We start from the raw sequence: 26,431 nt of genomic DNA, 5'->3' as shown, positions 1-26,431 counted from the left end.
CCTGATAAAATTTCAGGCCGTTTTTGTATTGGAATGGCAGTGTAATTTTGCCGTCAGGAAATATGTTTTCCCTGCTCTCCGGCAATTTCCTGAATGAATTGCCAAGCGACTCGTCCTGATCGACTTCCTCGTGTTACAGTCCATTCCTTGGCACGGGCAAACAGGTCTTCTTTGGGCATGTCCAAACCAAATTCGTCAGCGTAACCCGCGATAATCTCGAAATAGACATCTTGCGAAATATTGTGAAAGCCCAGCCATAATCCGAAGCGGTCAGACAGAGATACTTTTTCCTCAACGGCCTCGGACGGGTTAATGGCCGTTGAACGTTCATTTTCAATCATATCGCGGGCCATCAAATGGCGCCGGTTCGATGTGGCATAAAAAATAACGTTATCAGGACGGCCTTCAATCCCGCCATCCAGCACAGCTTTTAATGACTTGTATGATTCGTCCTGAAGGTCGAACGACAGATCGTCGCAAAACAGAATTGTCTTGCGCGCGCTTTCCTGAAGGATTTTCAGCAAAACGGGCAGGGTCGGGATGTCTTCGCGGTGAATTTCAACCAATGCCAGTGATGACGGGTTTTCCTGGTTGATCAGGGCGTGCATCGCCTTGACGATTGAACTTTTACCCGTGCCACGGGCCCCCCATAGCAAGGCGTTATTGGCTGGCAGGCCATTGGCAAATCGTTTGGTGTTATTATACAGGATCGTTTTTTGTTGATCGATCCCCTGTAACAGCCCGATATCGACCCGGTTGACCTGTTTGATCGGGGTTAAATAACCTGTTTCGGCATGCCAGACAAAGGCATCTGCGGCGGCAGGGTCGTTTTTCTGGCGGACAGGTGGCGCCATTCGGTCAAGGGCATCGGCAATGCGGTTTAAGGTTGGCAATAAATCGGCAAGGGTATCGGTCATCGGGGCCTCATGGACGGTTTCATTTTTGATGGTGGTCAAAGCCACCTTTTATGAGCAAACCCTACCACAGCATTGTTGACCGAGAATAGCCTATTGCAAAGGGGGAGATAACTGTGAATCCGATCACAAACCCAGTCAAACCCGCGCTATTCAACTGCTAATGGGCAATGGTATGGAGAATATAAGGCGTGCAAGGGGAAGTTTGGGGCAAAATTGCGCGATCTTTCTTGCAACGGCGAACGACACCGTTATATTCCGGCAGTTGATTAGTTTTTCCGTTTTAGGTTAGGAGTTCCTAATGTTGATTTCACCGGCTTTTGCTCAGGGTGCTGGTGGCGCTGCTGGCGGAGCAGATATGCTGACCAGCTTTCTGCCGCTGATCCTGATTTTTGTGGTTTTCTATTTTCTGCTCATTCGTCCGCAGCAGAAGAAAGCGAAAGAACACAAAGCAATGCTGGCCGCGGTTCGTCGCGGTGATAAAGTCGTGACTGCTGGCGGGATCATCGGGACCGTTGTTAAGGTTGTCTCGGACGATGAAGTTTCGGTTGAGATTGCTGATGGTGTGAAAGTTAAAGTCGCACGTGGCATGATCTCGAATGTTCTGTCGCGTACCGAACCTGCCAAGGGCGGTTCTGATGCCGACGAAAAGACCGACGACAAGAAAATTGAAGAAGTCAAAAAAGACTGATTTCTATCACGGCGTACAGGCGGAACCTCCCGGTTCCGCCTTTCTGCTAATTACTGTTATTTCTGGCGGTCGGCCGGGCAAGTCCTTCCTTTTTTCCTGATTAAGCCCTGAGCCCGATGTCGCAATGTTCCCCAGACATCTCTGGTTAAAGGACACATGCTTTATTTTACCAAATGGAAAGCAGCACTGGTGCTCCTGGTGTGTGCTTTGGGCGTGATATATGCCGCGCCAAACTTCTTTCCCAAGGGCACATTTCCGACAGAAGCAAGCTGGATGCCCGGCAAGCAGATCAGCCTTGGCCTTGATCTGCGCGGCGGTTCGCACATGCTTTTGGAAGTGGGCGTCGATTCCGTTATTCGGGAACGTTACGACTCACTGACTGAAAACATGCGCGATGCCCTGCGCGAGCAACGTCTGCGTTATCGTGGATTGCGCGGCTCGGCTGATGGCGCATCGGTTACCATCGTTAATGACGATGATGTCGAAAAAGCCCGATCCATGCTGGCAAAGCTGGACCCGCTGACTATTGTTGGCGGTGAAGGCAACCACATCATGTTGACCTACAACGAAAAGACGCGTCGTGAAATGATCGACCGCGCCATCAGCCAGTCGCTGGAAGTTGTGCGTCGTCGTGTTGACGAACTGGGGACGACGGAACCGTCAATCCAGCGTCAAGGGGAAGATCGTATCGTTGTGCAGGTTCCTGGCCTGGATGATCCATCGCGGTTGCGCGATATTCTGGGTCGGACAGCAAAAATGAACTTTCACCTGATTAACGAAACCAAAACACCCCAGCAGGCAAAGGCAACCGGCATTCCGCCCGGCGCTGTCATTATGCCCGGTGCCGATAACGCATCGCCCGGTGAACCCGAAGAATATCTGGTTGATCGCCGTGTTGTCGTTTCTGGTGACAACCTGATCGATAGCCAGCCGACCTTTAATGATGGTCGCCCGGTGGTATCGTTTCGCTTTGATGCGGCAGGTGGTGCTAGGTTTGGTGACGTCACCAGCAAAAATACCGGTCGTCGTCTGGCGATTGTGCTGGATGGCAAAGTGATTTCAGCCCCCCGGATCAATGAACCGATCATGGGTGGCAGCGGGATCATCACCGGTCAGTTCGGTGTTCAGGAAGCCAATGATCTTTCATTGTTGCTGCGCGCAGGTGCGTTGCCAGCCCCAATGAAAATTCTTGAAGAACGTTCTGTCGGGCCGGGCCTTGGTCAGGATTCAATTGATTCGGGCGAAATTGCCGCCATTCTCGGCATGGTCTTTGTTGTTGTCTTCATGGCAATCAGTTATGGCCTGTTTGGTATTTTTGCCAATCTTGCCCTAATCGTGAACCTGGTTCTGATTTTGGCGATCATGTCGATCCTTCAGGCAACGCTGACTTTGCCGGGCATCGCCGGTATCGTTCTGACAGTCGGGATGGCGGTTGACGCCAACGTTCTTATTTTTGAACGTATCCGGGAAGAACGAAAAATCGGCCGATCGATTATCAATTCGATTGATGCCGGTTATCGTAGTGCTATGTCGACAATTCTTGATGCCAACATCACCACCCTTATTGCCGCTTTGGTTCTGTTCAGCTTTGGATCAGGCCCGATCAAGGGGTTTGCGGTGACATTGGCAATCGGGATTATCACGTCGATGTTCGCGGCAATCTGGGTGACGCGTTTGATCGTGGCATTCTGGGTGAAGCGTCGTCGTCCGACAGAGCTGGTATTGTGAGGAAGGGAGCAAATCGCACATGAAACCGTTGCATCTTGTTCCGGATGAAGTGAACATCCCGTTCCTCAAGCTCCGGAAGTTTTTCTACATCTTTTCGATTTCACTGGTGGTTATCTCCAGTGTTCTGTTTTTCACCAAAGGTCTGAATTTCGGGATCGACTTTCGTGGCGGGATTCTGCTCGAAATCAAAACCGATGGGCCTGCCGATATTTCGGGTTTACGCGATAATCTTGGTAGCCTGGGGCTGGGCGATGTTTCGATCCAGCAATTTGGTGAACCCGACGACGTTCTAATCCAGTTACAGCGTCAGGATGGTGACGAAAAGGCCCAGATGGCGGCACTTGAAACCGTTACCAAGGCGCTTGGCGACGGGGTCAGCATTCGTCGTTCGGAACTTGTCGGACCCAAGGTTGGGGATGAGCTCAAGGAAGCCGGTATTTACTCGGTTGTCATCTCGCTTGCGCTGATCATGTTTTATATCTGGTTACGGTTCGAATGGCAGTTTGCCGTGGCATCTGTCGTCGCGCTGTTGCACGACGTGATCATTACCGTCGGGTTATTTGTGATCAGTGGCGTTCAGTTCGATTTGGCGACATTGGCAGCAATTTTGACGGTGGCAGGGTATTCGATCAACGATACGGTGGTGGTTTTTGACCGTATTCGCGAATTTATGCGTAAATTTCGCAAAATGGATCTGGTCGAACTTCTTGATCTGTCGATCAATACGACCCTGTCGCGTACGGTAATGACTTCGTTTACGACCTTGCTGGCGCTGATTGCATTATTTGCATTTGGCGGCGAGGCCATTCGCGGCTTTACCTTTGCCCTGATTTTCGGGATTGTGATCGGGACATATTCATCGATCTGCGTGGCATCGCCGTTGCTGGTTGTTTTGAAATTGCGCCGGAAAATTCCTGAAGGCGACGAAGCAACAACCGAAGAAGCCGGTGCGCTTTAAAATCGGATTAGACGGTATCTGCTAGCGTCAATCATTTACAAGAAGGCCGGGATCGTGCGAAAACGACCCGGCCTTTTTAATGCCAGCCTGGCAATCGACATCGCCGTTCTGGCGCCAGATAACATCACTGCAGCGAGGTCAATCATGACATTGGACATCACACCGATGGTCGCATCGGGCCGAAAAATTGTTACCAGTTATGGCGACGGGCTGTTTCGTTTTGGTATGGAAAAGGCCGAAGGCTCTATTTTACTATTTTCGACCGAAGTTCTCGCATGGCCCCACACCGAAATCGACAGCGTAGATGAAAATGCATTTGCCGAGGTCATTGCGCGTGCCGGCGAAATTGATATTTTGCTGCTGGGAATGGGCGCACGAATGCAGCCAGTTAAAACAGCATGGCGAAATGCCTTGCGCCCGCACGGGATTGTTATTGAGCCGATGGATACAGGTGCAGCCTGCCGGACATTTAATGTTCTGCAATCGGAAGAACGGCGCGTGGCAGCGGCATTAATAGCTGTTTAAGGTCAAATGTTAGTGTTGCCTTGAGTGAGGCTACCAAGCGTCGATGGCTTAGCTTAATGCTTTGGTCTCGGCAGCCCAAGAGACATTGTGCCGCACTCACATTATAGCTTTTGCGCCATATTATCTGTTTAAGAACCCGTCAACTGTTTCGGTTTGTTTGTTAATTCCGGGAACAATCAAGGTGCTGTTGCGTGATGTAGTAACGGGAAATTTTTGAACAGGGTGGGGGAACTGCGACAATATTCGGGCCAAGATGTCGCATGTAATAGTATGGAAGAAATCATTTCAAGCGTTGAAAACCTGAACGACAGGGTTGTTGATCACTTTGCCAAATGGGCCGACATGGTTGGTGGCGGCGAAATCGGGCGCGCCATTATCGCGCTTGTTATTTTGATATTGTTTGTCGTGATGCGTAAGGTTCTGGCACACGGTGTGGTCGGGGGGCTTGGCAAACTGGCCAACCATCACCGTCATCAAACAATGGCAATGATTTTCAACGCGATACAGACACCTGTTCAGGTCTTTGTTGTGGTCCTGGGTGTTTATTTTTCCGTCGAAGTGATGGATTTTTCCGACCAGGCTGACGCAGCAATTTTCAATGTTCTGCGCGTTATTGTTATCGCGACAATTTTTTGGGCTTTTTACCGGATCATTGAACCACTTGCGTTGGGCTTTAATACATTTGCCGGGCGTTTCGGGGCTGGCCTGGCCGATGATTTGCGCCAGTTTTTCATTCGTTGCGTCAGAACATTAATTGTGGTTTTGGCTGGTGTCGCCCTTTTGGAAGATTGGGGAATTGATGTTTCGGCGTTTTTGGGTGGTCTTGGGCTGGCTGGTATGGCGGTTGCCCTTGCGGCCAAGGATTCTGTTGCCAATGTGTTTGGTGGGCTAACCATCTTTGCCGATAAACTTTTCAAACGCGGGGACTGGATCGAAACACCGCATTTTGAAGGCGTGGTCGAATTTGTTGGTCTGCGTGCGACAAAGGTACGAACGTTTTCCAAAGCAATGGTGGTGATGCCCAACGCGGAAATTGTTAATTCGCCGGTCATTAACTGGACCCGTATGACCCATCGCCGGATCAAAATGGTGATTGGGGTTGAATATCGTACCAGTGCCGATCAGATCGAAAAAATCATTGAGCGGTTGCGCGCATTTCTGAAAAACGATGACGATGTCGCGCAGGAGGATGTACCGCAGATGGTGCATCTTGCCGATTTTGGCAGTAGTTCCATCAATATCGATTTGTACTACTTTACACTGACGACCGACTGGCTGGAGTGGCGTGATATTCGCAATCGGCATATCATCGCTTTTAAACGAATTATCGAAGAAGAAGGCGCTTCATTTGCATTCCCGTCCCAGTCGATATATGTGGAGACCATGCCCGAGATGGCAATGTCGCAGGCATCGGAACATTCTGATAATGATAAAGCACAACAGCCCCGGAAAACGCCCGAAAAGATGGGATAATATCCTGTCCGCGCATATTATGACCGGCAGGTAAAACAAACCAATGACCAATACTCCAGACCTTTCCTATTGTGCCGAATATGTCCGTCGTAATGATCGTGACCGTTTCCTGTGTGGGCTTTTTGCGGCACCGGAACATCGCGAAGACCTGTTCACGCTTTATGCCTTTAATCAGGAAATTTCAAAAACCCGCGAAATGGTCAGCGAGGCCATGCTGGGTCAGATCCGGTTGCAATGGTGGCGCGACGCACTTTCTGGCATTGAGAACGGTGATGTGCGAAAGCATGAAGTTGTCGAACCGTTGGCACAGATGATCGGCAATAACAAGTTGGATCGGCCGGCTCTGGAAGCCATGATTGATGCCCGTGAATTCGATTTGTTTGACACTGCCCCGGATAACCTTGCAGCCCTTGACCATTATATCGATCAGACATCGGGCTTATTAAGCCAGGCTGCAGTAGGAGTACTTTTGGGGCATCGTGAGGATAGCAAAAATGATGCGAACGAGGCTGCCAGACGGGCCGGAAACGCATATGGCATGGTAGGCATTTTGCGGGCGATGGTTTTCCATGGGCGCGCAAAACGCCAATATGTTCCAAATGATGTTATGGAACAGTTTGGTGTGTCGACCGGAGATATCTTTGAATTTCGCCGGACCGATGCTGTTCGCGCGATGACCAAACACCTGGCTGAACATGCGGCTATGAAAATTAGGGATGCACGAAAAATGCGTTCTGCATTGCCAAAGTCGGCAATCGCCGCAGCATTGCCTGTAATACTGGCTGAAAATTATTTGGAAAAGCTGAAAAAGGCTGACTATGATCCATTTTCTGCTGTGTTCGGTCTGGCCAGACCCGCGAGCTTCCGCCTGACGCTTAGGGCATTTTCCGGTTATTGGTAAAGCGCAGTCTTTACAATGGGCAAAAAGGTTATAAATCTTTACATGTCAACCGGTTCCTGACTTAACTGTGGTCCTGAACCGGTGTTTTAAGCCCGTGGGGTCACAAAATGAAAATCATCAGGAAGCTCGCGTTTTTAGTCATTGTTCCATTGGCTGTTCTGGTGGCATTTTGGCCGGGCCGTCACCCTGCAGCGGCGATGTCGATTGATCCCTTTCTGGGTACCTATCATGGCACTGCAATTTCTGAAGCCGAAAACGAGCTTAAAGCCAGGGATCTTGATGTTGCGATTAAGAAAAGTGGCAGCGGGTTTTCGATTGACTGGTCGACCGTCATTTATAAATCAGACGGGCGCGAAAAAACCGCCGCCATCTCCATCGATTTTTTTGAAACAGACCGACCGGAAATTTATGGCAGTGCCATGCGGACCGGCCTGTTTGGCAAACGCGTTCCCAATGACCCGTTAAAGGGGCAGCCATTTGTCTGGGCGCGCATTGTTGGCAAAACGCTAACTGTGCATGCCATGTATATTCTTGATGATGGCGGCTATGAAATGCAGGTCTATGAACGTACGCTAAACGATGATGGTAATCTGGATCTTGTTTTTAAACGTTTCCGGAATGGCAAAAGCATTCGCGAAATAACGGGTGAATTAACCCGGGTTAACCTGTATCGCGATTAGAAAACCACAAAAACGCCCGATCATTGCTGACCGGGCGTTTTGATACATAAAAGCCGATATTGGACGACATCAATTATTGATGCTTGTCAGCCATTCATCGAAAGCCGGAATGGCGCGGTCGGTGTAGAGTTTTTTGCGATCTCGCCCTTTAACCCGTTTGGTTAATTCAAGTTCGGGAAACAGGCCGAAATTTACGTTCATTGGCTGGAATGTACTTTCATCTGCACCGCCGGTAATATGGCCCAGTAACGCGCCCATTGCGGTTATGGCAGGGGGCAGGGGTAATTCGCGGCCCAGTTTTTCTGCGGCGGTAAAGCGCCCGGTCATCAGGCCGACGGCTGCACTTTCAACATATCCTTCACACCCGGTAATCTGCCCGGCGAAGCGAATGTCAGGGCGTGATTTAAGACGTAATGTCGGGTCCAGCAAACGCGGGGAATTGATGAATGTATTGCGATGAATGCCGCCAAGGCGGGCAAAATCGGCATTTTCCAAACCAGGGATGGTTTTAAAAACCTCGACCTGGGCACCGTATTTCAGCTTGGTTTGAAATCCGACCATGTTGTAGAGCGTGCCCAGGGCGTTATCCTGGCGCAATTGAACAATGGCATAGGACTTCACCAGCGGATCATGCGGGTTGGTCAGGCCTACCGGTTTCATCGGGCCATGGCGCAGGGTTTCACGGCCCCGTTCGGCCATTACTTCAATTGGCAGGCAGCCATCAAAATACGGCGTGTCTTTTTCCCAGTCCTTGAACTCGGTTTTTTCACCCGCCAGCAAGGCATCAATGAACGCGTTATATTCGTCCTTGTTCATCGGGCAATTGATATAGTCCTTGCCATCACCCTTGTCATAACGCGATTGAAACCACGCTTTGTCGAAATCAATGCTTTCTTTATACAGGATCGGTGCAATGGCATCAAAAAACGCCAGTGACTGTTCGCCGGTGGCTTCGCGGATTGCTGCGGCAAGCGGTCCCGATGTAAGCGGGCCGGTGGCAATAATGGTGTTGCCCCATTCGATTGGCGGCAAACCGTCAATCTCGCCACGTTCCAGCGTAATCAACGGATGATTGGAAAGCGCGTCGGTAACCGCTTGCGAAAAACCTTCGCGATCGACGGCCAATGCTGCTCCGGCGGGAACCTTGTGTTCATCGGCGCAGCGCAGGATTATTGAATTGGCACGGCGCATTTCATCATGGATCAAGCCAACTGCGTTATATTCCTTGTCATCGGACCGGAACGAATTGGAACAAACCAGTTCGGCGCACTTGTCGGTGTGGTGCGCATCGGTCGGGCGGGAAGGGCGCATTTCGTGAATGATCACGGGGATGCCAGCTTCGGCCAATTGCCATGCCGCTTCGCTGCCGGCCAATCCGGCACCAATGATATGAACGGGTGTAACCGTATCCAAGCTGAACCTCCGTCAAACAGGTGATGGCATAATGCCAAGATTGCCCCACACATAGCGGTGCAATGGCGTAAATTTCAAGACAATTGCTGAAAATTTCCCACGGTCGCTGCCAAAAAACTTTGTGAAAAGGACTCACATCACATTTTGGTGTGTTCTGCGTCAATTAGCGGTCGTTTGTTGCAACTGGCACCCCATCAGACATCGCAGGAGTTTGGCCGAATGGATACCTCCCCGCCACGCACAACCCAGGCAGCAGATCCGCACAAACAACAGGACGACGCAACTGCAAAGCCGTCTTCGGACCATGATCCTGTTTCAGGCGAGCAAATATCGGAAACCGTACCAGCATCGCCACCGTCACCGTCACCGTCACCGTTGATAGTACCAAACAATACCCCGATGAGCCGGTTTATAACGACATTGGTATCGGGGGGCGATGTCGCCAAACTATCGGCGGCCAGCGTGGCGCTGGTTATGTCACCTGTTGTTCTGGTTGGCGTTTTAGGGACGTTTTTTTTAATTGATACGCTGATCAGTTCCTGGGGCGGCCGGTTGTTCGGGTTTAGTTATGACCTGGTGTTTTTTGTAGGCGTTTTTGGCGCATTGGGTGCAACGGTTAGTGTGATGTTGCATATGGGAGATAGCCACAACTGGACCGATCTGTCGCCGCTGGACGTATTTTTCAAATTTCTGTTTCGTCCATTTCTAGGGTTTGTTTTTGCCGTTCTGGCATTGCTGGTTATTCGCGCCGGTATCGTTCCCGATTCCCTTAATCAGCTACAGGCGATCAGGGATTTAAACGATATCGGCAACAGCGATATGGCCGCCGATACCGGCCAGCAAGTGGCGACAATGCTGTTGATCGCCTTTGTCGCAGGCTTTAGCGAACGGTTGGTCAAAGCGATTTTACAAACCCTGGAGGGCCGCATCCGTGCTTTGGCAATCGGGTCTGATAATGCCAAATCCACATGATGCGGCCTTTGAATTAAGCGATACGTAAATGTCGCTTCAGGTATTTTCCGGTATAGCTGCGATCATTGTTCATGATGTCTTCAGGCGTTCCGGCACCCACGAGTTCACCACCGCCATCACCCCCTTCGGGGCCAATGTCAATAATCCAGTCGGCCGTTTTGATTACATCAAGGTTATGTTCAATCACAACAACCGTGTTGCCCTGATCGGCCAGGGTATGCAGCACTTCTAACAATTTACGAATATCGTGGAAATGAAGGCCGGTTGTCGGTTCATCCAGAATATAAATCGTGCGCCCTGTTGCCCGTTTGGAAAGCTCCTTGGCAAGTTTGACGCGCTGCGCTTCACCGCCCGACAGGGTGGTGGCTTGCTGGCCCAAATGAACGTAACTTAACCCAACTTGTTTTAGGGTTTCCATCTTGTCACGAATGCTGGGAACGGCCTTGAAGAAATCGGCACCTTCTTCAACTGTCATGTCAAGAATGTCTGATATTGATTTGCCTTTAAAGGATATTTCCAATGTTTCCCGATTGTAGCGTTTGCCTTTGCATTGATCACAGGTAACGTAAACATCGGGCAAAAAATGCATTTCAATTTTGATAACGCCATCACCCTGGCAGGCTTCGCAACGGCCACCTTTAACGTTAAACGAAAAACGACCGGGCTTGTAACCGCGTGTTTTGGCTTCGGGTAACTGGGCAAACCATTCGCGAATGGGGGTAAAAGCACCGGTATAAGTTACCGGGTTGGACCGCGGGGTACGGCCAATCGGGCTTTGGTCAATATCAATAATTTTATCGATATGTTCGATGCCTGAAATGCTGTCATGGGCGCCAGGCTGGTTGCGCGCATTATGCATGCGTTTTGCCAGCGCCTTATATAGCGTTTCAATCACCAGGCTGGATTTACCACCACCTGATACCCCCGTCACACAGATAAACTTGCCCAGTGGAAAATCCACTTTAACGTTTTGCAAGTTATTGGCCCGCGCGCCGGTAATGGTAATGGCTTTGCCACTGCCGTCCCGGCGTTTGTCGGGCACGGCAATCTGTTCAATACCGGTCAGGTATTTTCCGGTAAGGCTGTTGGGGTTTTGCTGAATTTCTTCCGGGGTCCCCTCGGCAACAATACGGCCCCCGTGGATACCTGCGCCCGGGCCCATATCAACCACATAATCGGCCGCACGGATGGCATCTTCGTCATGCTCGACCACCAGCACGGTATTGCCAAGGTCACGCAAGCGTTTCAGGGTTTCCAGCAACCGGTCATTGTCACGCTGGTGCAAGCCGATGGACGGTTCATCAAGTACATATAAAACGCCGGTCAGACCCGAACCGATTTGCGACGCCAGACGAATACGCTGGCTTTCCCCGCCCGATAAAGTGCCCGATGTTCGAGACATTGACAGGTAGTTCAGGCCAACATCGCTCAAAAACCGCAAACGATCATTAATTTCGCGCAAAATACGCCGGGCAATTTCTGTCTGCTTTTCGTTCAGTTTTGGTTCCAGGGCGGCAAACCAGTCCACTGCTTTGCCAATTGACAGGGCGGTGATTTCGGAAATGGTGCAATGGTCAATCTTGACGGCCAGTGCCTCGGGTTTCAGGCGGTCGCCGTGGCAGGCATCGCAGCTTGAAATTGTCTGGTATTTGGCAAGTTCATCGCGTGCCCACTGACTATCGGTTTCGCGCCAGCGCCGCGACATATTGGGGATAACCCCTTCAAACGGGCGGGTTACCTTATAGCTGCGCGACCCGTCATCATAGGTCACGGTCACTTCTTCATCGCCAGAGCCATGCAATATAATTTTTTGTGCCGTTGCGGGCAGTTTTTCCCATGCAACATTGGTTTTAAAGCCAAAATGCCTGGCAATGGCGCGTAACGTTTGCAAATAGTATTTTGACGTTCCGCTGGCCCACGGGGCCACTGCACCATCATCCAGCGTTTTGCTGGTATCAGGCACCACCAGTTCCGGATCAAATTCCATTTGGGTGCCAAGGCCATCGCAGACCGGGCAGGCGCCAAACGGATTGTTAAACGAAAACAACCGTGGTTCGATTTCCTCGATGGTGAAACCGGAAACGGGGCAGGCGAATTTGGCGGAAAACAACGTGCTGTCACCGCTTCGCGCATCTTCGGCAAAAACAATACCGTCTGTCAGTTCAAGGGCGGTTTCAAAACTGTCGGCCAGGCGCGTTTGAATGCCGTCTTTGACAACCAGTCGATCTACAACAACAGATATGTCGTGTTTCAGCTTTTTGTTAAGATCAGGTGCCTCGTCGATGTCATACATTTCACCATCGATTTTTACGCGCTGAAAGCCACGTGCGCGCAGGTCTTTTAATTCCTTTTTATATTCCCCCTTGCGACCACGCACGATGGGGGCCAGCAAATAAAGCCTTGTGCCTTCTTCCATTTCCATCACCCGGTCCACCATTTGTGAAACCGTCTGGCTGACAATGGGAAGGCCGGTAGCAGGCGAATAGGGAATACCGACACGCGCCCAAAGAAGGCGCATATAGTCGTAAATTTCGGTCACAGTCCCCACCGTCGAGCGCGGATTGCGCGAGGTGGTTTTTTGTTCAATCGAAATGGCAGGAGACAGACCATCGATATATTCGACATCCGGCTTTTGCATCATTTCAAGGAACTGACGGGCATAGGCCGACAGGCTTTCGACATAGCGGCGCTGGCCTTCGGCATAGATGGTGTCAAATGCAAGCGAGCTTTTACCTGACCCTGAAAGGCCGGTAATGACCACAAGTGAATCGCGCGGCAGGTCCACATCAATGTTTTGAAGATTGTGTTCTTTCGCACCGCGAACCGAAATTTTTGTCAGCATATCCGGCCTTTGTTCCTGAATTGTTCGGGAAATGTATAGAGGAGCCAGTCTATATACGCAAGTGCGCCCCTGACAGTTCCTGTCAGGATATGTCAGCATGACTGATATGTGTTCTGATCGTGTGAATTTTGCACTGCAAAAACAAAACCCGCCAGATTTCTCTGACGGGTTTTGTGACAATATATTTGTAATCAGCCTTTGGCGATTGACTTGCCGGTAGCTCCCAAATCCTTGAAGGCTTCTTCAAGACGGGCGGCCATCGAAAGCTCAGCCTCGCGGACCCAGACACGCGGGTCGTATTGCTTTTTGTAGGGCGTGTCGTTGTCAGGATCGACCTGGTATTTAAAGGCGCGTTCGTTTTCTTCAACATATTTGCCAACTGCCGTTGCATAGGCAAACTGGGTGTCGGTATCGATGTTCATTTTGAAAACGCCGTAGCCCACGGCTTCCTCGATTTTTTCTTTTTCCGAACCGGAACCACCGTGGAAAACGAAATCAAGCGGGAAACCGTCAAGGTCGTGTTTTTCGGCAACGTATTTCTGCGATTCCAGCAAAATTTCCGGGCGCAGTTTCACATTGCCGGGTTTGTACACGCCGTGAACGTTGCCAAATGCCGCAGCAACCGAAAAATGGCCCAGCGGCTTCAGACGACGATAGGCTTCTTCAACTTCTTCTGGTCGGGTATACAGGCGCGGGTCAATATCGTCTTGCGACGTATCAAGTTCCTTGCCAATACCGTCTTCTTCGCCACCGGTAACACCCAGTTCAATTTCCAGGCTCATATCGACAGCAGAAAGACGTTTGAGAAATTCCTCGCAGGTCGCCAGATTGTCTTCCAGTGGTTCTTCTGACAAATCAAGCATATGCGAGCTAAACAAAGGCTTGCCGGTTTCCTTGTACGCTTTTTCACCCCAGCTCAGCATACCATCGACCCACGGAACGAATTTCCGGTTGGCATGATCGGTATGAAGAACAACGGCGACGCCATAATATTCAGCCATAAGCTGAGCATGACGGGCGGCGGAAACGGCGCCAATAATACGGGCAGCATTGGCATCCTTGATGCCCTTGCCGGCAAAGAACTGTGCACCACCATTCGATAGCTGAATGATAATGTCAGAACCGGCATTGGCAGCAGCTTCAAGGGCTGCGTTCAATGTGCTTGACGAGGTAACATTAACCGCGGGTAGAGCGTACCCGTCCTGCTTGCAAGCAGCAACGAGTTCGCGATAGGCAGCACCGGTAACAACACCGGGTTTAACGGAAGGCATGTGGGTACTCCTCCTGGGGGTCAGAGCATTATAATATTCCCCGTGCGAACCGATTGATCCGCAGCAAGGGCGATCCGTAAGGAGCCCAATGCATCCGTCATATGCTGCGTAAGGTCAAGATTTTCCGTTATAGACTTTAGGAAAAACTGCTGTTCACGCAGGCACAAAGCATCATGATCGGGCTCGTCATCTGTTCTGATGATCTCGTCCGATTGTGTAAATTTTCCGTCATGATCTGTGGCAGCATGATGTAATTTTAAGGCACTGGTTTTGGTGTGTGTATCAATATCGGCCGATCCTGCGCCTTTTTCTTCTACATCTGTGATTGAGACAGAACCCTTCGGCCCGATCACATCTTTAACGAAAAAAGCCGTTTCACTGATCATCGGGCCCCAGCCCGCTTCATACCAGCCAATCGAACCGTCATCGAACCGCACCTGTAATTGGCCATAATTATACATATCTTCGGCCACGTCGGGTGAAAGGCGCACGCCCATCGCATGAACCGAAACCGGTTTGGCGCCCGTCATCAGACACATCATGTCAAGGTAATGCACGCCGCAATCAACAATCGGCGACACACTGTTTAGCAGGCGCTTATGGGTTTCCCAGAATTCACCACTGCTTTGCTGGTTTAAATTCATACGCATCACCAGCGGCTTGCCCAATGTTTGTGCCAGTTCGACAAACTTTTCCCACGACGGATGATGGCGCAGAATATAGCCGATCACCAGTTTGCGATTATTCTTCATCGCACTGGCAACCACTCGCTCGGCATCTTCAACCGTGGCGGCCAGTGGTTTTTCAATAAACACATGCGCCCCGGCCTCAAACGCGGCCACGGCGTAATTGGCATGGGTTTCGGTATAGGTGTTGATTGAAACGGCATCGGGTTTGGTGTTTGTCAGTGCTGTTTCATAATCTGTGAATTGCGGGTAGTGCGCAAAGCCATCAGGCAGGGATTCGTCCGCAATGGGGGATCGTGTGCATAGCCCGACAATTTCATACCCCTCAAGGGCATGATAAGCCTTGGCATGGGACATCCCCATATTGCCCAGTCCGACGACAAGAACGCGTACGGGTTTCGACGTCATGAGGTGCCTCCTTTTTAATGTTTTATATAACGAATGATCGTTATTGCCCTGAAATCCAGGTGTTTTTTACTGTATATGATGCGCTGTCAAACAGAACAAAATCGGCGTCAAAACCCGGTTTGATCCGGCCTTTATGATTACCCATCTTTAAAAATTCCGCCGGGTAAAGCGATGCCATACGCAGGGCTTCGGCCAGATCCGTGCCAATCATTTCAACCGTGTTTTTCACCGCTGACATCATATCAAGATCGGACCCGGCCAAGGTGCCATCGGCCAGCGCGCAACGCCCATTGGTGGCAATAATTTCCTCACCACCCAGAACAAAACTTTTGTTCTTTGCGCCGACTGTCGGCATCGCATCTGTCACCAGCATAATTTTGCCGGTTTTTTTGGCGCGCACGGCAATTTGCATGGCAGCAGGATGGACATGGAACCCGTCGGCAATCAGTCCGCACCAGGTATTTTCATCGGCAATGGCGGCCCCGGCAACGCCCGGTTCCCGGTGGTTAAGCGGGCTCATGGCGTTAAAAAGATGGGTAAAGCCGCGCAAGCCTTCGCCAATTGCCGCTTGCACATCATTATATGTACCTGCGGTATGACCAGCACAAACCAGAACGTTGTTTTCGGTCAGCTTGGCAATGGTGCCTGCCTTGGCTTTTTCCGGGGCCATCGTTACCACAATGCGACCATTAGGCAGGCTGCTTAGCACGTCGATCGCATCATCTTCCATCGGGCGGATAATGTTGGGATCATGAACGCCTTTGCGTTCGGTGTTCAGATAAGGGCCTTCAAGGTGAATGCCGACAATGCCGGGGACGTTTTGCGCAATTGCATCTTTAACCGCCGCAATTGCCGCCAGCATTTTAGCGCGCGTATCCGTAATCAGGGTTGGCAACATGGCGGTTGTCCCAAATTGCCGATGACCGGCCATAATCGCACGAATGCCTTCAACAGTGGGGGTATGGTTTAATAACACACCACCGCCACCGTTCACTTGCACATCGATAAAGCCAGGGGCTAAAATATGGCCTTGGGCATCATAGGTGTTTGTGGTGTCGCTAATATCGCCAGCATGGCTAACAGCCAAGATTTTACCGTTCTCGATCACGACGGCCTTGTCATCGTGAAAACGGTCACCGTCAAACAATTTGGCGTTTATAATGGCAAGAACCGGCATTAATGCGTCTCCGTTACCTTGGACAGATGCGGCGGGGCATCGGGGTTGCAGCCGCGCAGTAACGCAACATGTTCAGCCAGCGTATAGAAAGTCTGGATCATGGCGATAGGGGCTAGTAACGGGTGAATGTCTTCAACAACCGGCAAATGGCCCTTGGTGCTGCTATGCCCGGTTTCGGCGGCAAACAGGTTGTCGGTTTTGGCGCGCATTTCAGCCAAAAATCCTTCTACACTTTCGCGCGTGGCATCTTGCTGTGAAAATACCAGCATCGGAAAATCACTTGTGACCAGGGCCATCGGGCCGTGTTTGACTTCGGCAGCACTAAAGGCTTCGGCATGCAGGCTGCTGGTTTCCTTGAATTTAAGGGCTGCTTCCTGGGCAATGGCGAAGGTCGGCCCGCGGCCAATAACGTATAAACCTTGCGATTTTGCAATTGGCTCTGCCGCATCAAGCCAGTCATTATCCAGGGCACGGACCAATTGACCGGGCAGGGCATCAAGGCCTTTGTTTAAAGCATCATCATTAACCCATGCTGCCACAATCTGGGCAATTGCCGATAGTGTCGCGATATAGGATTTTGTCGCAGCGACACTGGTTTCGGCACCGGCCAGCAACGGAATAACGTGATCCACTGTTTGTGCGAGCGGAGAATCGGTTACATTTACCAATGCAACGGTGCGTGCACCTGCTTTTTTTGCCGCTGCTGCACTTTGTACCAGATCCGGGCTTTTGCCAGACTGCGAAACAGCAATAAACAAAGCCCCTTTAACGGCCAGTGTCTTGCCATAAATCGAGGTAATGGACGGTGCCGCCGACACCACCGGGATGCCAAGCTGGCTTTCGATCAGGTATTTGGCATAAAGCGTTGCATGGTCCGAACTGCCACGTCCACATGTCATGACAAAGGTGGGGGGCGTTTCACGTAATTCGGCGGCCAATTGGGCAATCGCCTCATGATTGGCTGCAAGCTGAGCCTTTACAACAGACGGCGCCTGAGCCGTTTCGCGACCCATCTGGGTTTGAGGCGTCCAGCGTGTAGTCATGTTTAATTTCCTTGGTTTGCAATGAGCTTATAACGTTGGATGCGCCTAGCGCGCATCGACCTGCATTTCGGCGATGAAATCGTAACTGTCGCCGCGATAATGTGATCGGGTGAATTCAACCGGGGTACCATTGGCCAGAAACGACCGGCGCTCGATATAAAGGGCTGCACTTCCTTCGGGTACGCCAAGGGCGCGAGCCGTATCGTGATCAAACAGCTCTGCGCGCAACCTTTGCAAGGCACGATCAGGTTTTTTGCCGTATTTTGCCAATGCATCATAAAGCGATTTGTCGACTTCTTCAGGCACGGGAATAAACTGTCGGGGGACGACGGCAAATTCCAGCGCCATTGGTTTATCATTGGCGGTACGCAAGCGCCGAAACCGCGCCACTTCGCTGCCGGGCGACAGGTTTAAGGCCATTGCTTCTTCCGGTGTTGCATACCCCACCGATTTTTCCAGCCAGACGACACCGGGATGCATGCCCCTTGTGGTCATATCTTCGGTAAAGGATGTTAACCGCGACAGGGCCTGTTCCACCCGGGGGGCGACAAATGTGCCCGCGCCGTGGCGTTGCACCAGAATACCATCTTCCACCAGGGACCGTACTGCATTGCGTACGGTAACACGTGAAATTCCCAGTTCTGTTGCCAAGTCCCGCTCGCTTGGCAGGGCATCTTCGACTTTTAAAATACCGTCATCAATGATTGCCTTGATCGCAGTTTGCAGGCGGCGGTAAAGCGGGCCATGGCCGGTATTTTCAAAGTCGCGCGCACGCAGGCTTTTTAAAACATCATCAGGTGCAATCATGGGAGGGCCTCATATTGGCGTTTGGCCATTAAAATGGCTCCATCAAGGGCATCACCTGATGCGGGCACCAGTTTTTTCTGTATATCATCCGACATCAAACCGGCCATACGTTGGCCAATGCCGCCCATTAAAGTCAGGCGCGGGGCGCCAAATGCCAACAATTGACGTAATATTTGTTCATTTGCATTACAGGCCTGATCGACGATTTCGCGGGCAACGGTATCGTCATTATCAAAGGCATCAAAAACGGACACGGTAAATTGTCCGTAGTCAGCGGGGCGGGCCGTTTCGGCAAAGGACACCATTTCTTCAGGGCTATTGTGGAAATGGGCCATCAACTGGCGGGTCAGGTTCGATTCGGAACCAATTTTTTCGTGTGCCAGAAGGGTTTTTTCCAGTGCGTGTTTGCCAATGCGCGCACCACTGCCAATGTCGGATATTTCAAACCCCCAACCGGCAACAGCAAGTTGCCGATCTGCAACAATGGCCTGTCCGCATGTTCCGGTGCCGACAATTAAAATAGCCCCGTCATGGCCATTGTGTGCCCCCAGACACGCACTATAGGCATCGGTTTCAAAAACGGCACTGGCAAACGGATGAGGATGGGCCCGAACACGTTTTTGCTCACGGGTTAATGCTAATCCGGCCAGGCCCAGCCCGGCATGAATTTCAGTAATTTTCTCTGGTGGGAGGGATGCCTGATCAAGGGCATCATAGGCTGCATCGGTTATCTCGGCAAAAACCTTTTCCAGGCCAAGGCGGGTGTTGGCGCTGCCGCGTGTGGCTTCACCCATAACCATACCATGACTGTTAACCAGTCTTACCCGACATCGCGTTCCACCGCCGTCGACCCCCAGATAAAGTCTCTCTGATTGTGAGTTGTTCATTGTTTGCCATCCCTAACTTGCGTCATCCTAGCAGACTGGTATCTATATTTGCAATACCAATATAGATCCACTTTTTCGCCGTATATGACGGTAAAATGGCGGGCAAAAACGTATATAAAAAACGAAAATTGAATGAAAAACCCAATCAATATACTGATATATAATGAAAAATATGGATGGGGTTGAAAGAGGTGTTGCGAGGATAATTTAACGCCTTGCGTGTCTGGTATCACAATGGTATTTAATTATGGAAGGGAGATCAGGGAAATGGCATTAAGCACCGAAGAATTCGATATGCGCTTTGCAGGATTGGACCAATGGTCCGATGCCGATTTCCTGACTGCTTTATGGGAAGGTCAGATGCGGGCTGTTGCATCTGTTGGTCCGATGATCGAACCTTTGGCGCGCGCGGCAGCGGGTATCGCTGATCGATTGCTTGGCGGTGGCCGCCTGATCTATGCTGGCGCCGGGACGTCAGGCACCGTTGCATGGCAAGATGCCAAGGAACTGGGGGGTACATTTGGCTGGCCCGAAGACCGAACCATTGTTTTGCTTGCGGGAGGTGTTGATAGCGCACCGGGTGTTTTTAATTCCGCGGAAGACGACTGTGATGCTGCACTTTTTGAAGTCAACCGACACAATATCGGCAAGCAGGATGTTTTAATTGCTGTTGCCGCCAGTGGATCAACTCCCTTTACGCTAGGTGCTGTGCAGGCGGCGAATGACGCCGGAGCATTGACAATTGGCATTTGTAATAATAGCGACGGTGCATTGTTAAGCCATGCTTGTCATGGCATATTTTTAGATAGCGCGCCCGAAGTCGTTGCAGGATCAACCCGTATGGGGGCTGGAACAGCGCAAAAAGCAGCCCTTAACATGTTGTCAACGCTGGTGATGAACCGTCTGGGGCGTTTGTTTGACAACCTTATGGTCGGTATGCGGGCAGAAAACACGAAATTGCAGGGCAGGGCGGTTCGCATTGTGCGCCATATTGCCAAATGCGATGCTGCCATTGCGCAACGCGCACTTGAACAATCCGGTTTTGATATTCGCTGCGCAGTTTTAATGGTGCGCGGCCAAACTTTGCAAAAAGCAAAAGAAATTCTGGCGTCCGTAAACGGAAATCTTCGGGCGGCGCTTGAATATAAGGGTTGAACCCGGTTCATAAAGGACCGGGCAGCCTACCGACATTGATCAGAGGAGGCATAAATGTCGAACAAACTATTGGCAAAAGGGCTGGCGGGTGCCTTGGCGGCAAGTGTCGCCCTGGTTCCGTTAATGGCACAAGCCGGCGACCTGGTGATCGAAAGCTGGCGTACTGACGACGTTGATATCTGGAACGATCAAATCATCCCTGCTTTCAATAAAAAACATCCGAATATCCAAGTTAAATTCACCTCTGTTACTCCACCGGAATACAATGCAGCGTTGAACGCAAAATTAGCAGGCGGGACTGCTGGTGATTTGATCACATGTCGCCCATTTGACGCATCCCTTGAGCTTTACAAGCAGGGCAATCTCGCATCGCTGAATGATCTTCCGGGCATGGATAATTTTTCTGATGTCGCCAAATCCGCCTGGCAGACCGACGACGGTTCAACCACCTTCTGCGTGCCGATGGCATCGGTTATTCATGGCTTCATCTATAACAAGGAAGCTTTTGAGGAAGTTGGCGTAGAAGTTCCGAAAACCACCGAAGAATTCTTCCAGGTTCTTGATAAGATCAAAGAAGATGGCGCCTATGTTCCGATGGCAATGGGTACTGCTGACCAGTGGGAAGCCGCAACCATGGGCTTCCAGAATATCGGTCCGAACCACTGGAATGGTGAAGAAGGCCGTAAAGCCCTGATCGATGGTAGCCAGAAATTCACCGACAAACCTTATGTCGATACCTTCACCGAATTGGCCCGCTGGAAAGATTACCTGCCCGATGGTTTTGAAGCCATTTCATCTTCTGATTCTCAGAACCTTTTCTCGCTCGGGCGGGCTGCAATTTACCCGGCCGGTTCATGGGATATTTCGCTGTTTAACAAACAGGCCGATTTTGAATTTGGCGCATTCCCGCCACCTGCGCCGGCGGGTTCCGATACCTGCTATATCAGCGACCACACCGATATTGGCATGGGTCTGAACGCACATTCCAAGAATACCGAAGACGCGAAAGTATTTCTTGAATGGATGACCGGCCCGGACTTCGCCCAGCTTTATTCAAATGCCCTGCCGGGCTTCTTCTCATTGTCGAATGCGAAAATTGACATTGAAGATCCGGTCGCGCAGGAATTTGTCAGCTGGCGCCAGAAATGCAAATCAACCATTCGCAACTCCTATCAGATCCTTTCACGTGGCACGCCGAACCTTGAAAACGAACTGTGGAATATTTCCGCACAGGTGATCAATGGCACGCTGACCCCGGAAGAAGGGGCGAAAAAGGCCGAAGACGGCCTGGAAAAATGGTATGCACCGCATCAGAAATGATCGGTTAAACGATTGGACAGGCGCATAATTGTGCCTGTCCGCCCTTCGGGGCATACATCGCAAGTAATATGGGCGACGGTTAAAGCGCCCCCGGGCGGGCGGCGATTATTTTATCGTCTCGCCATCAGATATTTTTCAGACAGACAGGACATGGTATGGCGCATTCAGGGCCCATGACCGATTGGCGCAAGGCAAAACTGCCTGTATTTGCCTTTCTGGCACCCGCAACAATCCTTTATACGCTGTTTATGATTTATCCGTTGATCGATTCGATCCGGTTAAGTTTTTACACGACGCCATCCGGCGGCGATCTGACATTTGTTGGCCTGGAAAATTACCGAACAATTTTAAGCGATCCAGACTGGGCTGCGACGTTCTGGAACAGTTTCTGGAACAATATGAAATTTTTCGCGGTTCACATGCTGGTGCAAAACCCTATCGGTATTGCCCTTGCCGCTGTTCTAAGTTTGCCTCGTCTTAAATTTCGCAATACCTATCGCACGCTGATTTTTATGCCGACCATGCTGTCGGTGGTGATTGTCGGGTTTATCTGGCAACTTATCCTAAGCCCGGTTTGGGGGGTCGGTGCAGATATCCTTGATATTGTTGGCCTGAAATCCCTGTTTGGCCCCTGGCTGGGTAAAGAAGGCAGTGCGCTGATTACCCTGGCCTTTATTTCCGTCTGGCAATGGGTTGGCATCCCCATGATGCTGATTTACGCGGCTTTACTTGCCATTCCCGAAGATCTGGTTGATGCCGCCATTGTTGATGGCGCCACCCATTTCGAGGTGTTCTGGCACATTAAAATGCCCTTGATTTTGCCCACGGTCGCCATGGTGTCGATCCTGACATTTGTTGGTAATTTCAATGCTTTCGACCTTGTTTATGCCGTAAAAGGTGCGCTGGCCGGGCCTAATTTCTCCAGCGATATTATGGGCACATTGTTTTACCGCACCTTCTTTGGGTATCAATTGCAGCTTGGCAGCCCAACACTGGGCGCGACTATCGCATCCCTGATGTTCCTGATCATCCTTGCCGGTGTGCTGTTTTACCTGTTTGTCGTGCAGCGCCGCATGTCGCGCTATCAACTGTAAAAGGGGCTGCATTCATGGCTTTAAATGTTCGCAAGGATCATGCATCCCGCGCCGTTATCGTTCACGCGGTCTTGCTAAGCTATACGCTGATTGCGCTTTATCCTGTATTTTTGATCGTGATTAATGCCTTTAAATCCCGCAAGGGTATTTTTCGCGAACCGATGGCCCTGCCAACAACTCAAACCTTCAGTCTGTCGGGTTTTGAGAAGGTTTTGGACAAAGCCGATTTCGGAACCTATTTTTTCAACAGTATTTCGGTAACGGTCGTCACGATTGTTGTTGTGCTGTTGCTGGCCGCAATGGCGGCCTGGGCCTTGTCGGAATATAAATTTCCGCTCAATACCGCACTGGCAATTTATCTTGCCATTGGCATCATGGTGCCAATTCGCCTTGGTACTGTGTCCATTCTTAGCCTGATGGTCGATTTGGGGCTGGTGAATACGTTGACGTCGCTGGTGCTGGTTTATGTGGCGCAAGGCTTGCCTTTGGCTATTTTCATTTTGACAGAATTCATGCATCAGATCCCCAAGGATTTGAAAGAAGCCGCCCGTTGTGACGGGGTGGGTGAATTCAAGATCTTTTTTGCCATTATCCTGCCGCTGGTACGCCCGGCTGTGGCAACGGTTGCGGTCTTTACCATGATCCCGATCTGGAACGACTTGTGGTTTCCGTTGATCCTGGCACCGGGCGATGGCAAGCAGACCATCACTCTCGGTGTGCAGCAGTTTATCGGGCAATATGTAACAGACTGGAACGCGGTTCTGGCGTCGCTTAGCCTGGCAATCATTCCCATCCTGATCCTTTATCTGATTTTTTCCCGCCAACTGATCCGCGGCCTGACATCTGGCGCAGTGAAGTGATTTACGGGTTACAGGAGCACTTTAAAAAATGGCCGATTTGAAACTGGACCAGATCCGCAAGAGCTATGGCGCTGTTGATGTGCTGCATGGCATTGATCTGGATGTGAAAGACGGGGAGTTTGTTGTTTTTGTCGGCCCGTCGGGCTGCGGCAAATCAACCCTGCTGCGCATCATTGCAGGATTGGAAGATATTACTGGCGGCGACCTTATGATCGACGGGGATATCGTAAATAACAAAACCCCCAAGGATCGCGGTATTGCCATGGTGTTTCAGTCATATGCGCTGTATCCGCATATGACGGTTTACAAGAACATGGCCTTTGGCCTCAAACTGGCAAAAACCGATAAATCCGCGCTTGATCAGCGGGTTCGTGCCGCCGCATCCACCTTGCAGCTTGACAACCTGCTGGACCGTCGTCCGTCCGAACTTTCTGGCGGGCAGCGCCAGCGTGTTGCCATTGGTCGTGCCATTGTGCGCCAGCCAAAGGTTTTTCTGTTTGATGAACCGTTGTCAAACCTTGATGCCGCCTTGCGGGTGCAAACCCGGATCGAAATTGCCAAACTGCATCAAAAACTGAAATCCACCATCGTTTATGTCACGCACGACCAGATCGAAGCCATGACGCTGGCGGATAAAATCGTGGTGATGAATGCGGGCAGGGTAGAACAGGTTGGCTCGCCAATGACGCTTTATCATCATCCTAAAACCCGGTTTGTGGCCGGGTTTATCGGCTCGCCTGCGATGAATTTTACCCGGGTAAAAATTACGGCAACCGGGGCCGAAACTGTCACCGTTGAAATGCCTGGTGGCGGCACGGCCATTTTGCCGTTTGCTGTTCCTGCCGGGCAGGTGGGCAAGGAAGTGGAACTGGGTATTCGGCCCGAACATCTTGAACTAAACCGCGATGGCGATTTGCCGGTTACCGGTGAGGTAGAGGTTGTCGAAAAGCTGGGCGACTCCACATATCTATATGTCGGCTTGCCCAACGGTGATCGGGTAACCTTGCGCGCACCGGGCCACAGCCGGGTAAAAATTGGCGAAAAGGTTACTGCCGCTGCCGATGGCGGCGCTGCCCACCTGTTTGACGAAAACGGCAAAGCCTTTACCAAGGTAAACTGCCCCGCCGAATATAGCGCCGACGAATAGGACCTTTCCGTTACGATATCTGCTGATTAAAGGGTGGTCTTGCGGGCCACCCTTTTTTCGTATGCGGATATCTGAAACGCCCGCATTGTTTCGCAAATTTTGTTGCAGAACTTTAACTTGCGATTTGAGGCAAAACATGGCGAAACTTGTAACGAAAAGTTCAATAGAAAACGAAATTGGTCTTTTTGGTTTCGTTTCAACATAAAATTTGCTGATAATATCATTCGGCGGTGCCCCATAGCGCGGGCTATGGGGGCTGTGATTGGTGGCAGATTTTGAATTTCGTCAACAAAGGGGTTCGTTACAATGTCTAAAAATACCGGTTCGCTGCGCGCAACCATGTTCGGTGTTTCTGCACTGGCAGGTGTGATGATGCTGGCAGGTACTGCCCAGGCAGAAGAATTGCGTTTGCTGACCTGGGGTGGTTATGCCCCGGATGACGTTATCCAGATGTTTGAAAAGGAAACCGGCATTGATGTCGAAGTAACCCTGTCAAACAATGAAGACATGATTTCGAAATTGCGTGCCACCGGCGGCGGCGGTTTTGACCTTGCCCAACCGTCACAGGACCGTATTGCCGGTGCCCAGATGGAATATGGTATCTACAAACCGATGGATCTGTCCAAGGTTGATGCAGCACAGTTTATTCCGTCAATGCTGGCTGCGACCAAAACCAACACCACGGTTGATGGCAAGGTTTACGGCTTGCCGCATATCTGGGGCACCAGCGGTCTTGTTGTTGATACCAAAAAGGCGGCCGACGTTAAGGACTATACCGATCTTTGCAATGACAGCGTTGCTGGCAAGGTTTCCTACCGTCTGAAGCGCCCAACCCTGATCGGTTTTGCCTTTGCCATGGGCATGGACCCGTTTGCAGCTTATACTGATGAGGCGAAATATCAGGAAATTCTTGATAAAGTTCAGGAAAAACTGATTGAGTGCAAACCGAATGTGAAAACCTATTGGGAAGGCGGCGATGCGCTGCTGAACCTGGTACGTTCGGGTGAAGTTGTTGCTGCCATGGCATGGGATACTGGCGGGTGGAAGCTTAACAACGATAATGCCGACATTACCTTTGTTGCACCGAAATCAGGGGCGCTGGGTTGGGTTGATACCTTTGCCCTGCCACGCAAATCTGAAAATGAAGATGCGGCATACAAATGGATCAACTTTGTCATGCAGCCGGAAATTGCGGCCAAAATTACCGCAAGTGCCGGTAACTTTACGGCATCCAAAGGGGCTGATGATTTTGCTGAAGACAAGTTGAAAGCCCAGTTCAAGAACAGCTTCCCGCAGGAAGCCCTTGATAATATCAAATGGTATCCGCCGGTTCCTGCCGGTCTGGAAACCCTTGAAGGTAAAGCACTGGACCGGGTCAAAGCTGCCCAGTAACATTTGATAAAAATGGCATCTCCGATAATGTTCGGAGGTGCCATATTTGTTTATAAACAAAAATATACGATCAATTTCGTATCTATA

The 26,431-nt window shown here is 50.8% G+C and carries 23 protein-coding genes; 14 read left to right on the top strand and 9 right to left on the bottom strand.

The window, feature by feature from the left end:
* Nucleotides 1–53 precede the first annotated feature (53 nt).
* Nucleotides 54–917 carry an ATP-binding protein gene (locus THS27_RS19915; RefSeq protein WP_085593821.1) on the bottom strand — a complete coding sequence of 288 codons (864 nt, stop codon included), beginning with the start codon at nt 915–917 and terminating at the stop codon, nt 54–56.
* A gap of 298 nt (nt 918–1,215) precedes the next feature.
* On the opposite strand from THS27_RS19915, the gene yajC reads away from it, so the two are divergent.
* The 7 genes from yajC to THS27_RS19880 all read left to right on the top strand — a co-directional run bounded on the left by yajC (nt 1,216) and on the right by THS27_RS19880 (nt 7,870).
* Nucleotides 1,216–1,605 carry a preprotein translocase subunit YajC gene (gene yajC, locus THS27_RS19910; protein WP_085593817.1) on the top strand — a complete coding sequence of 130 codons (390 nt, stop codon included), beginning with the start codon at nt 1,216–1,218 and terminating at the stop codon, nt 1,603–1,605.
* Between the two features lie 156 nt (nt 1,606–1,761).
* Entirely contained in the window at nt 1,762–3,333 is a 1,572-nt protein-coding gene (gene secD, locus THS27_RS19905; RefSeq protein WP_085593816.1) for a protein translocase subunit SecD, read from the top strand.
* Between the two features lie 19 nt (nt 3,334–3,352).
* Entirely contained in the window at nt 3,353–4,291 is a 939-nt protein-coding gene (gene secF / locus THS27_RS19900; RefSeq protein WP_085593815.1) for a protein translocase subunit SecF, read from the top strand.
* A 54-nt stretch (nt 4,292–4,345) separates the two neighbouring features.
* The gene (locus THS27_RS19895) at nt 4,346–4,816 is read left to right on the top strand and encodes an Mth938-like domain-containing protein (RefSeq protein WP_246833042.1); all 471 of its coding nucleotides are present in this window, start codon (nt 4,346–4,348) and stop codon (nt 4,814–4,816) included.
* Nucleotides 4,817–5,086: 270 nt separating this feature from the next.
* On the top strand, nt 5,087–6,289 hold the full coding sequence (locus THS27_RS19890) for a mechanosensitive ion channel family protein (RefSeq protein WP_085593814.1): 1,203 nt from the start codon (nt 5,087–5,089) through the stop codon (nt 6,287–6,289).
* A 43-nt stretch (nt 6,290–6,332) separates the two neighbouring features.
* A complete protein-coding gene (locus tag THS27_RS19885; protein WP_085593813.1) occupies nt 6,333–7,190 on the top strand; it encodes a phytoene/squalene synthase family protein in 858 nt (285 codons plus the stop codon).
* 107 nt (nt 7,191–7,297) lie between these two features.
* The gene (locus tag THS27_RS19880) at nt 7,298–7,870 is read left to right on the top strand and encodes a hypothetical protein (protein WP_085593812.1); all 573 of its coding nucleotides are present in this window, start codon (nt 7,298–7,300) and stop codon (nt 7,868–7,870) included.
* A gap of 69 nt (nt 7,871–7,939) precedes the next feature.
* Here the strand turns inward: THS27_RS19880 and trmFO are convergent, their stop codons facing one another.
* Nucleotides 7,940–9,283 carry a methylenetetrahydrofolate--tRNA-(uracil(54)-C(5))-methyltransferase (FADH(2)-oxidizing) TrmFO gene (trmFO, locus tag THS27_RS19875; protein WP_085593811.1) on the bottom strand — a complete coding sequence of 448 codons (1,344 nt, stop codon included), beginning with the start codon at nt 9,281–9,283 and terminating at the stop codon, nt 7,940–7,942.
* A 219-nt stretch (nt 9,284–9,502) separates the two neighbouring features.
* Between trmFO and THS27_RS19870 the strand changes: the two genes are divergently transcribed.
* Nucleotides 9,503–10,255 (top strand): hypothetical protein, encoded by a 753-nt coding sequence (locus THS27_RS19870; RefSeq protein ID WP_085593810.1) that lies wholly within the window; start codon nt 9,503–9,505, stop codon nt 10,253–10,255.
* Nucleotides 10,256–10,268: 13 nt separating this feature from the next.
* Here THS27_RS19870 and uvrA read toward each other — a convergent pair whose 3' ends face one another.
* The 7 genes from uvrA to THS27_RS19835 all read right to left on the bottom strand — a co-directional run bounded on the left by uvrA (nt 10,269) and on the right by THS27_RS19835 (nt 19,376).
* Nucleotides 10,269–13,097 (bottom strand): excinuclease ABC subunit UvrA, encoded by a 2,829-nt coding sequence (gene uvrA / locus THS27_RS19865; RefSeq protein ID WP_085593809.1) that lies wholly within the window; start codon nt 13,095–13,097, stop codon nt 10,269–10,271.
* 191 nt (nt 13,098–13,288) lie between these two features.
* Entirely contained in the window at nt 13,289–14,368 is a 1,080-nt protein-coding gene (gene fbaA / locus THS27_RS19860; protein ID WP_085593808.1) for a class II fructose-bisphosphate aldolase, read from the bottom strand.
* 20 nt (nt 14,369–14,388) lie between these two features.
* On the bottom strand, nt 14,389–15,462 hold the full coding sequence (locus THS27_RS19855) for a Gfo/Idh/MocA family protein (RefSeq protein ID WP_085593807.1): 1,074 nt from the start codon (nt 15,460–15,462) through the stop codon (nt 14,389–14,391).
* 40 nt (nt 15,463–15,502) lie between these two features.
* Nucleotides 15,503–16,639: an N-acetylglucosamine-6-phosphate deacetylase gene (nagA, locus tag THS27_RS19850; RefSeq protein ID WP_085593806.1), complete on the bottom strand. Its 1,137-nt coding sequence runs from the start codon at nt 16,637–16,639 to the stop codon at nt 15,503–15,505.
* Nucleotides 16,639–17,682, bottom strand: a complete 1,044-nt coding sequence (locus THS27_RS19845) for an SIS domain-containing protein (RefSeq protein ID WP_085593805.1) — start codon at nt 17,680–17,682, stop codon at nt 16,639–16,641. Before THS27_RS19845 ends, nagA begins: the two co-directional genes overlap by 1 nt.
* 45 nt (nt 17,683–17,727) lie before the next feature.
* A complete protein-coding gene (locus THS27_RS19840) occupies nt 17,728–18,489 on the bottom strand; it encodes a GntR family transcriptional regulator (protein WP_085593804.1) in 762 nt (253 codons plus the stop codon).
* On the bottom strand, nt 18,486–19,376 hold the full coding sequence (locus THS27_RS19835; protein ID WP_085593803.1) for a BadF/BadG/BcrA/BcrD ATPase family protein: 891 nt from the start codon (nt 19,374–19,376) through the stop codon (nt 18,486–18,488). The genes THS27_RS19840 and THS27_RS19835 overlap by 4 nt, the downstream gene beginning before the upstream one ends.
* 267 nt (nt 19,377–19,643) lie before the next feature.
* On the opposite strand from THS27_RS19835, the gene THS27_RS19830 reads away from it, so the two are divergent.
* The 6 genes from THS27_RS19830 to THS27_RS19800 all read left to right on the top strand — a co-directional run bounded on the left by THS27_RS19830 (nt 19,644) and on the right by THS27_RS19800 (nt 26,344).
* A complete protein-coding gene (locus THS27_RS19830; protein ID WP_085593802.1) occupies nt 19,644–20,531 on the top strand; it encodes an N-acetylmuramic acid 6-phosphate etherase in 888 nt (295 codons plus the stop codon).
* A 54-nt stretch (nt 20,532–20,585) separates the two neighbouring features.
* A complete protein-coding gene (locus THS27_RS19825; RefSeq protein ID WP_085593801.1) occupies nt 20,586–21,851 on the top strand; it encodes an ABC transporter substrate-binding protein in 1,266 nt (421 codons plus the stop codon).
* A gap of 155 nt (nt 21,852–22,006) precedes the next feature.
* Entirely contained in the window at nt 22,007–22,945 is a 939-nt protein-coding gene (locus THS27_RS19820) for a carbohydrate ABC transporter permease (RefSeq protein WP_139835677.1), read from the top strand.
* A gap of 14 nt (nt 22,946–22,959) precedes the next feature.
* Nucleotides 22,960–23,805: a carbohydrate ABC transporter permease gene (locus THS27_RS19815; protein ID WP_085593800.1), complete on the top strand. Its 846-nt coding sequence runs from the start codon at nt 22,960–22,962 to the stop codon at nt 23,803–23,805.
* 28 nt (nt 23,806–23,833) lie between these two features.
* Nucleotides 23,834–24,952, top strand: a complete 1,119-nt coding sequence (locus THS27_RS19810) for an ABC transporter ATP-binding protein (RefSeq protein ID WP_085593799.1) — start codon at nt 23,834–23,836, stop codon at nt 24,950–24,952.
* Nucleotides 24,953–25,258: 306 nt separating this feature from the next.
* Nucleotides 25,259–26,344, top strand: coding sequence for an extracellular solute-binding protein (locus THS27_RS19800; RefSeq protein WP_085593797.1), 1,086 nt, complete (start codon nt 25,259–25,261; stop codon nt 26,342–26,344).
* Nucleotides 26,345–26,431 lie beyond the last annotated feature (87 nt).

The organism is Thalassospira sp. MCCC 1A01428 (assembly GCF_002115825.1).
Lineage (GTDB): Bacteria > Pseudomonadota > Alphaproteobacteria > Rhodospirillales > Thalassospiraceae > Thalassospira.
This window is presented reverse-complemented; position numbering and strand designations above follow the sequence as displayed.

Excerpts from the sequence above, each read along its gene's own strand:
- THS27_RS19915 (WP_085593821.1), bottom strand. The coding sequence starts at position 917 with ATGACCGATACCCTTGCCGATTTATTGCCAACCTTAAACCGCATTGCC.
- yajC (WP_085593817.1), top strand. The coding sequence starts at position 1,216 with ATGTTGATTTCACCGGCTTTTGCTCAGGGTGCTGGTGGCGCTGCTGGC.
- secD (WP_085593816.1), top strand. The coding sequence starts at position 1,762 with ATGCTTTATTTTACCAAATGGAAAGCAGCACTGGTGCTCCTGGTGTGT.
- secF (WP_085593815.1), top strand. The coding sequence starts at position 3,353 with ATGAAACCGTTGCATCTTGTTCCGGATGAAGTGAACATCCCGTTCCTC.
- THS27_RS19890 (WP_085593814.1), top strand. The coding sequence starts at position 5,087 with ATGGAAGAAATCATTTCAAGCGTTGAAAACCTGAACGACAGGGTTGTT.
- THS27_RS19885 (WP_085593813.1), top strand. The coding sequence starts at position 6,333 with ATGACCAATACTCCAGACCTTTCCTATTGTGCCGAATATGTCCGTCGT.
- THS27_RS19880 (WP_085593812.1), top strand. The coding sequence starts at position 7,298 with ATGAAAATCATCAGGAAGCTCGCGTTTTTAGTCATTGTTCCATTGGCT.
- THS27_RS19870 (WP_085593810.1), top strand. The coding sequence starts at position 9,503 with ATGGATACCTCCCCGCCACGCACAACCCAGGCAGCAGATCCGCACAAA.
- uvrA (WP_085593809.1), bottom strand. The coding sequence starts at position 13,097 with ATGCTGACAAAAATTTCGGTTCGCGGTGCGAAAGAACACAATCTTCAA.
- fbaA (WP_085593808.1), bottom strand. The coding sequence starts at position 14,368 with ATGCCTTCCGTTAAACCCGGTGTTGTTACCGGTGCTGCCTATCGCGAA.
- THS27_RS19855 (WP_085593807.1), bottom strand. The coding sequence starts at position 15,462 with ATGACGTCGAAACCCGTACGCGTTCTTGTCGTCGGACTGGGCAATATG.
- nagA (WP_085593806.1), bottom strand. The coding sequence starts at position 16,639 with ATGCCGGTTCTTGCCATTATAAACGCCAAATTGTTTGACGGTGACCGT.
- THS27_RS19845 (WP_085593805.1), bottom strand. The coding sequence starts at position 17,682 with ATGACTACACGCTGGACGCCTCAAACCCAGATGGGTCGCGAAACGGCT.
- THS27_RS19840 (WP_085593804.1), bottom strand. The coding sequence starts at position 18,489 with ATGATTGCACCTGATGATGTTTTAAAAAGCCTGCGTGCGCGCGACTTT.
- THS27_RS19835 (WP_085593803.1), bottom strand. The coding sequence starts at position 19,376 with ATGAACAACTCACAATCAGAGAGACTTTATCTGGGGGTCGACGGCGGT.
- THS27_RS19830 (WP_085593802.1), top strand. The coding sequence starts at position 19,644 with ATGGCATTAAGCACCGAAGAATTCGATATGCGCTTTGCAGGATTGGAC.
- THS27_RS19825 (WP_085593801.1), top strand. The coding sequence starts at position 20,586 with ATGTCGAACAAACTATTGGCAAAAGGGCTGGCGGGTGCCTTGGCGGCA.
- THS27_RS19820 (WP_139835677.1), top strand. The coding sequence starts at position 22,007 with ATGGCGCATTCAGGGCCCATGACCGATTGGCGCAAGGCAAAACTGCCT.
- THS27_RS19815 (WP_085593800.1), top strand. The coding sequence starts at position 22,960 with ATGGCTTTAAATGTTCGCAAGGATCATGCATCCCGCGCCGTTATCGTT.
- THS27_RS19810 (WP_085593799.1), top strand. The coding sequence starts at position 23,834 with ATGGCCGATTTGAAACTGGACCAGATCCGCAAGAGCTATGGCGCTGTT.
- THS27_RS19800 (WP_085593797.1), top strand. The coding sequence starts at position 25,259 with ATGTCTAAAAATACCGGTTCGCTGCGCGCAACCATGTTCGGTGTTTCT.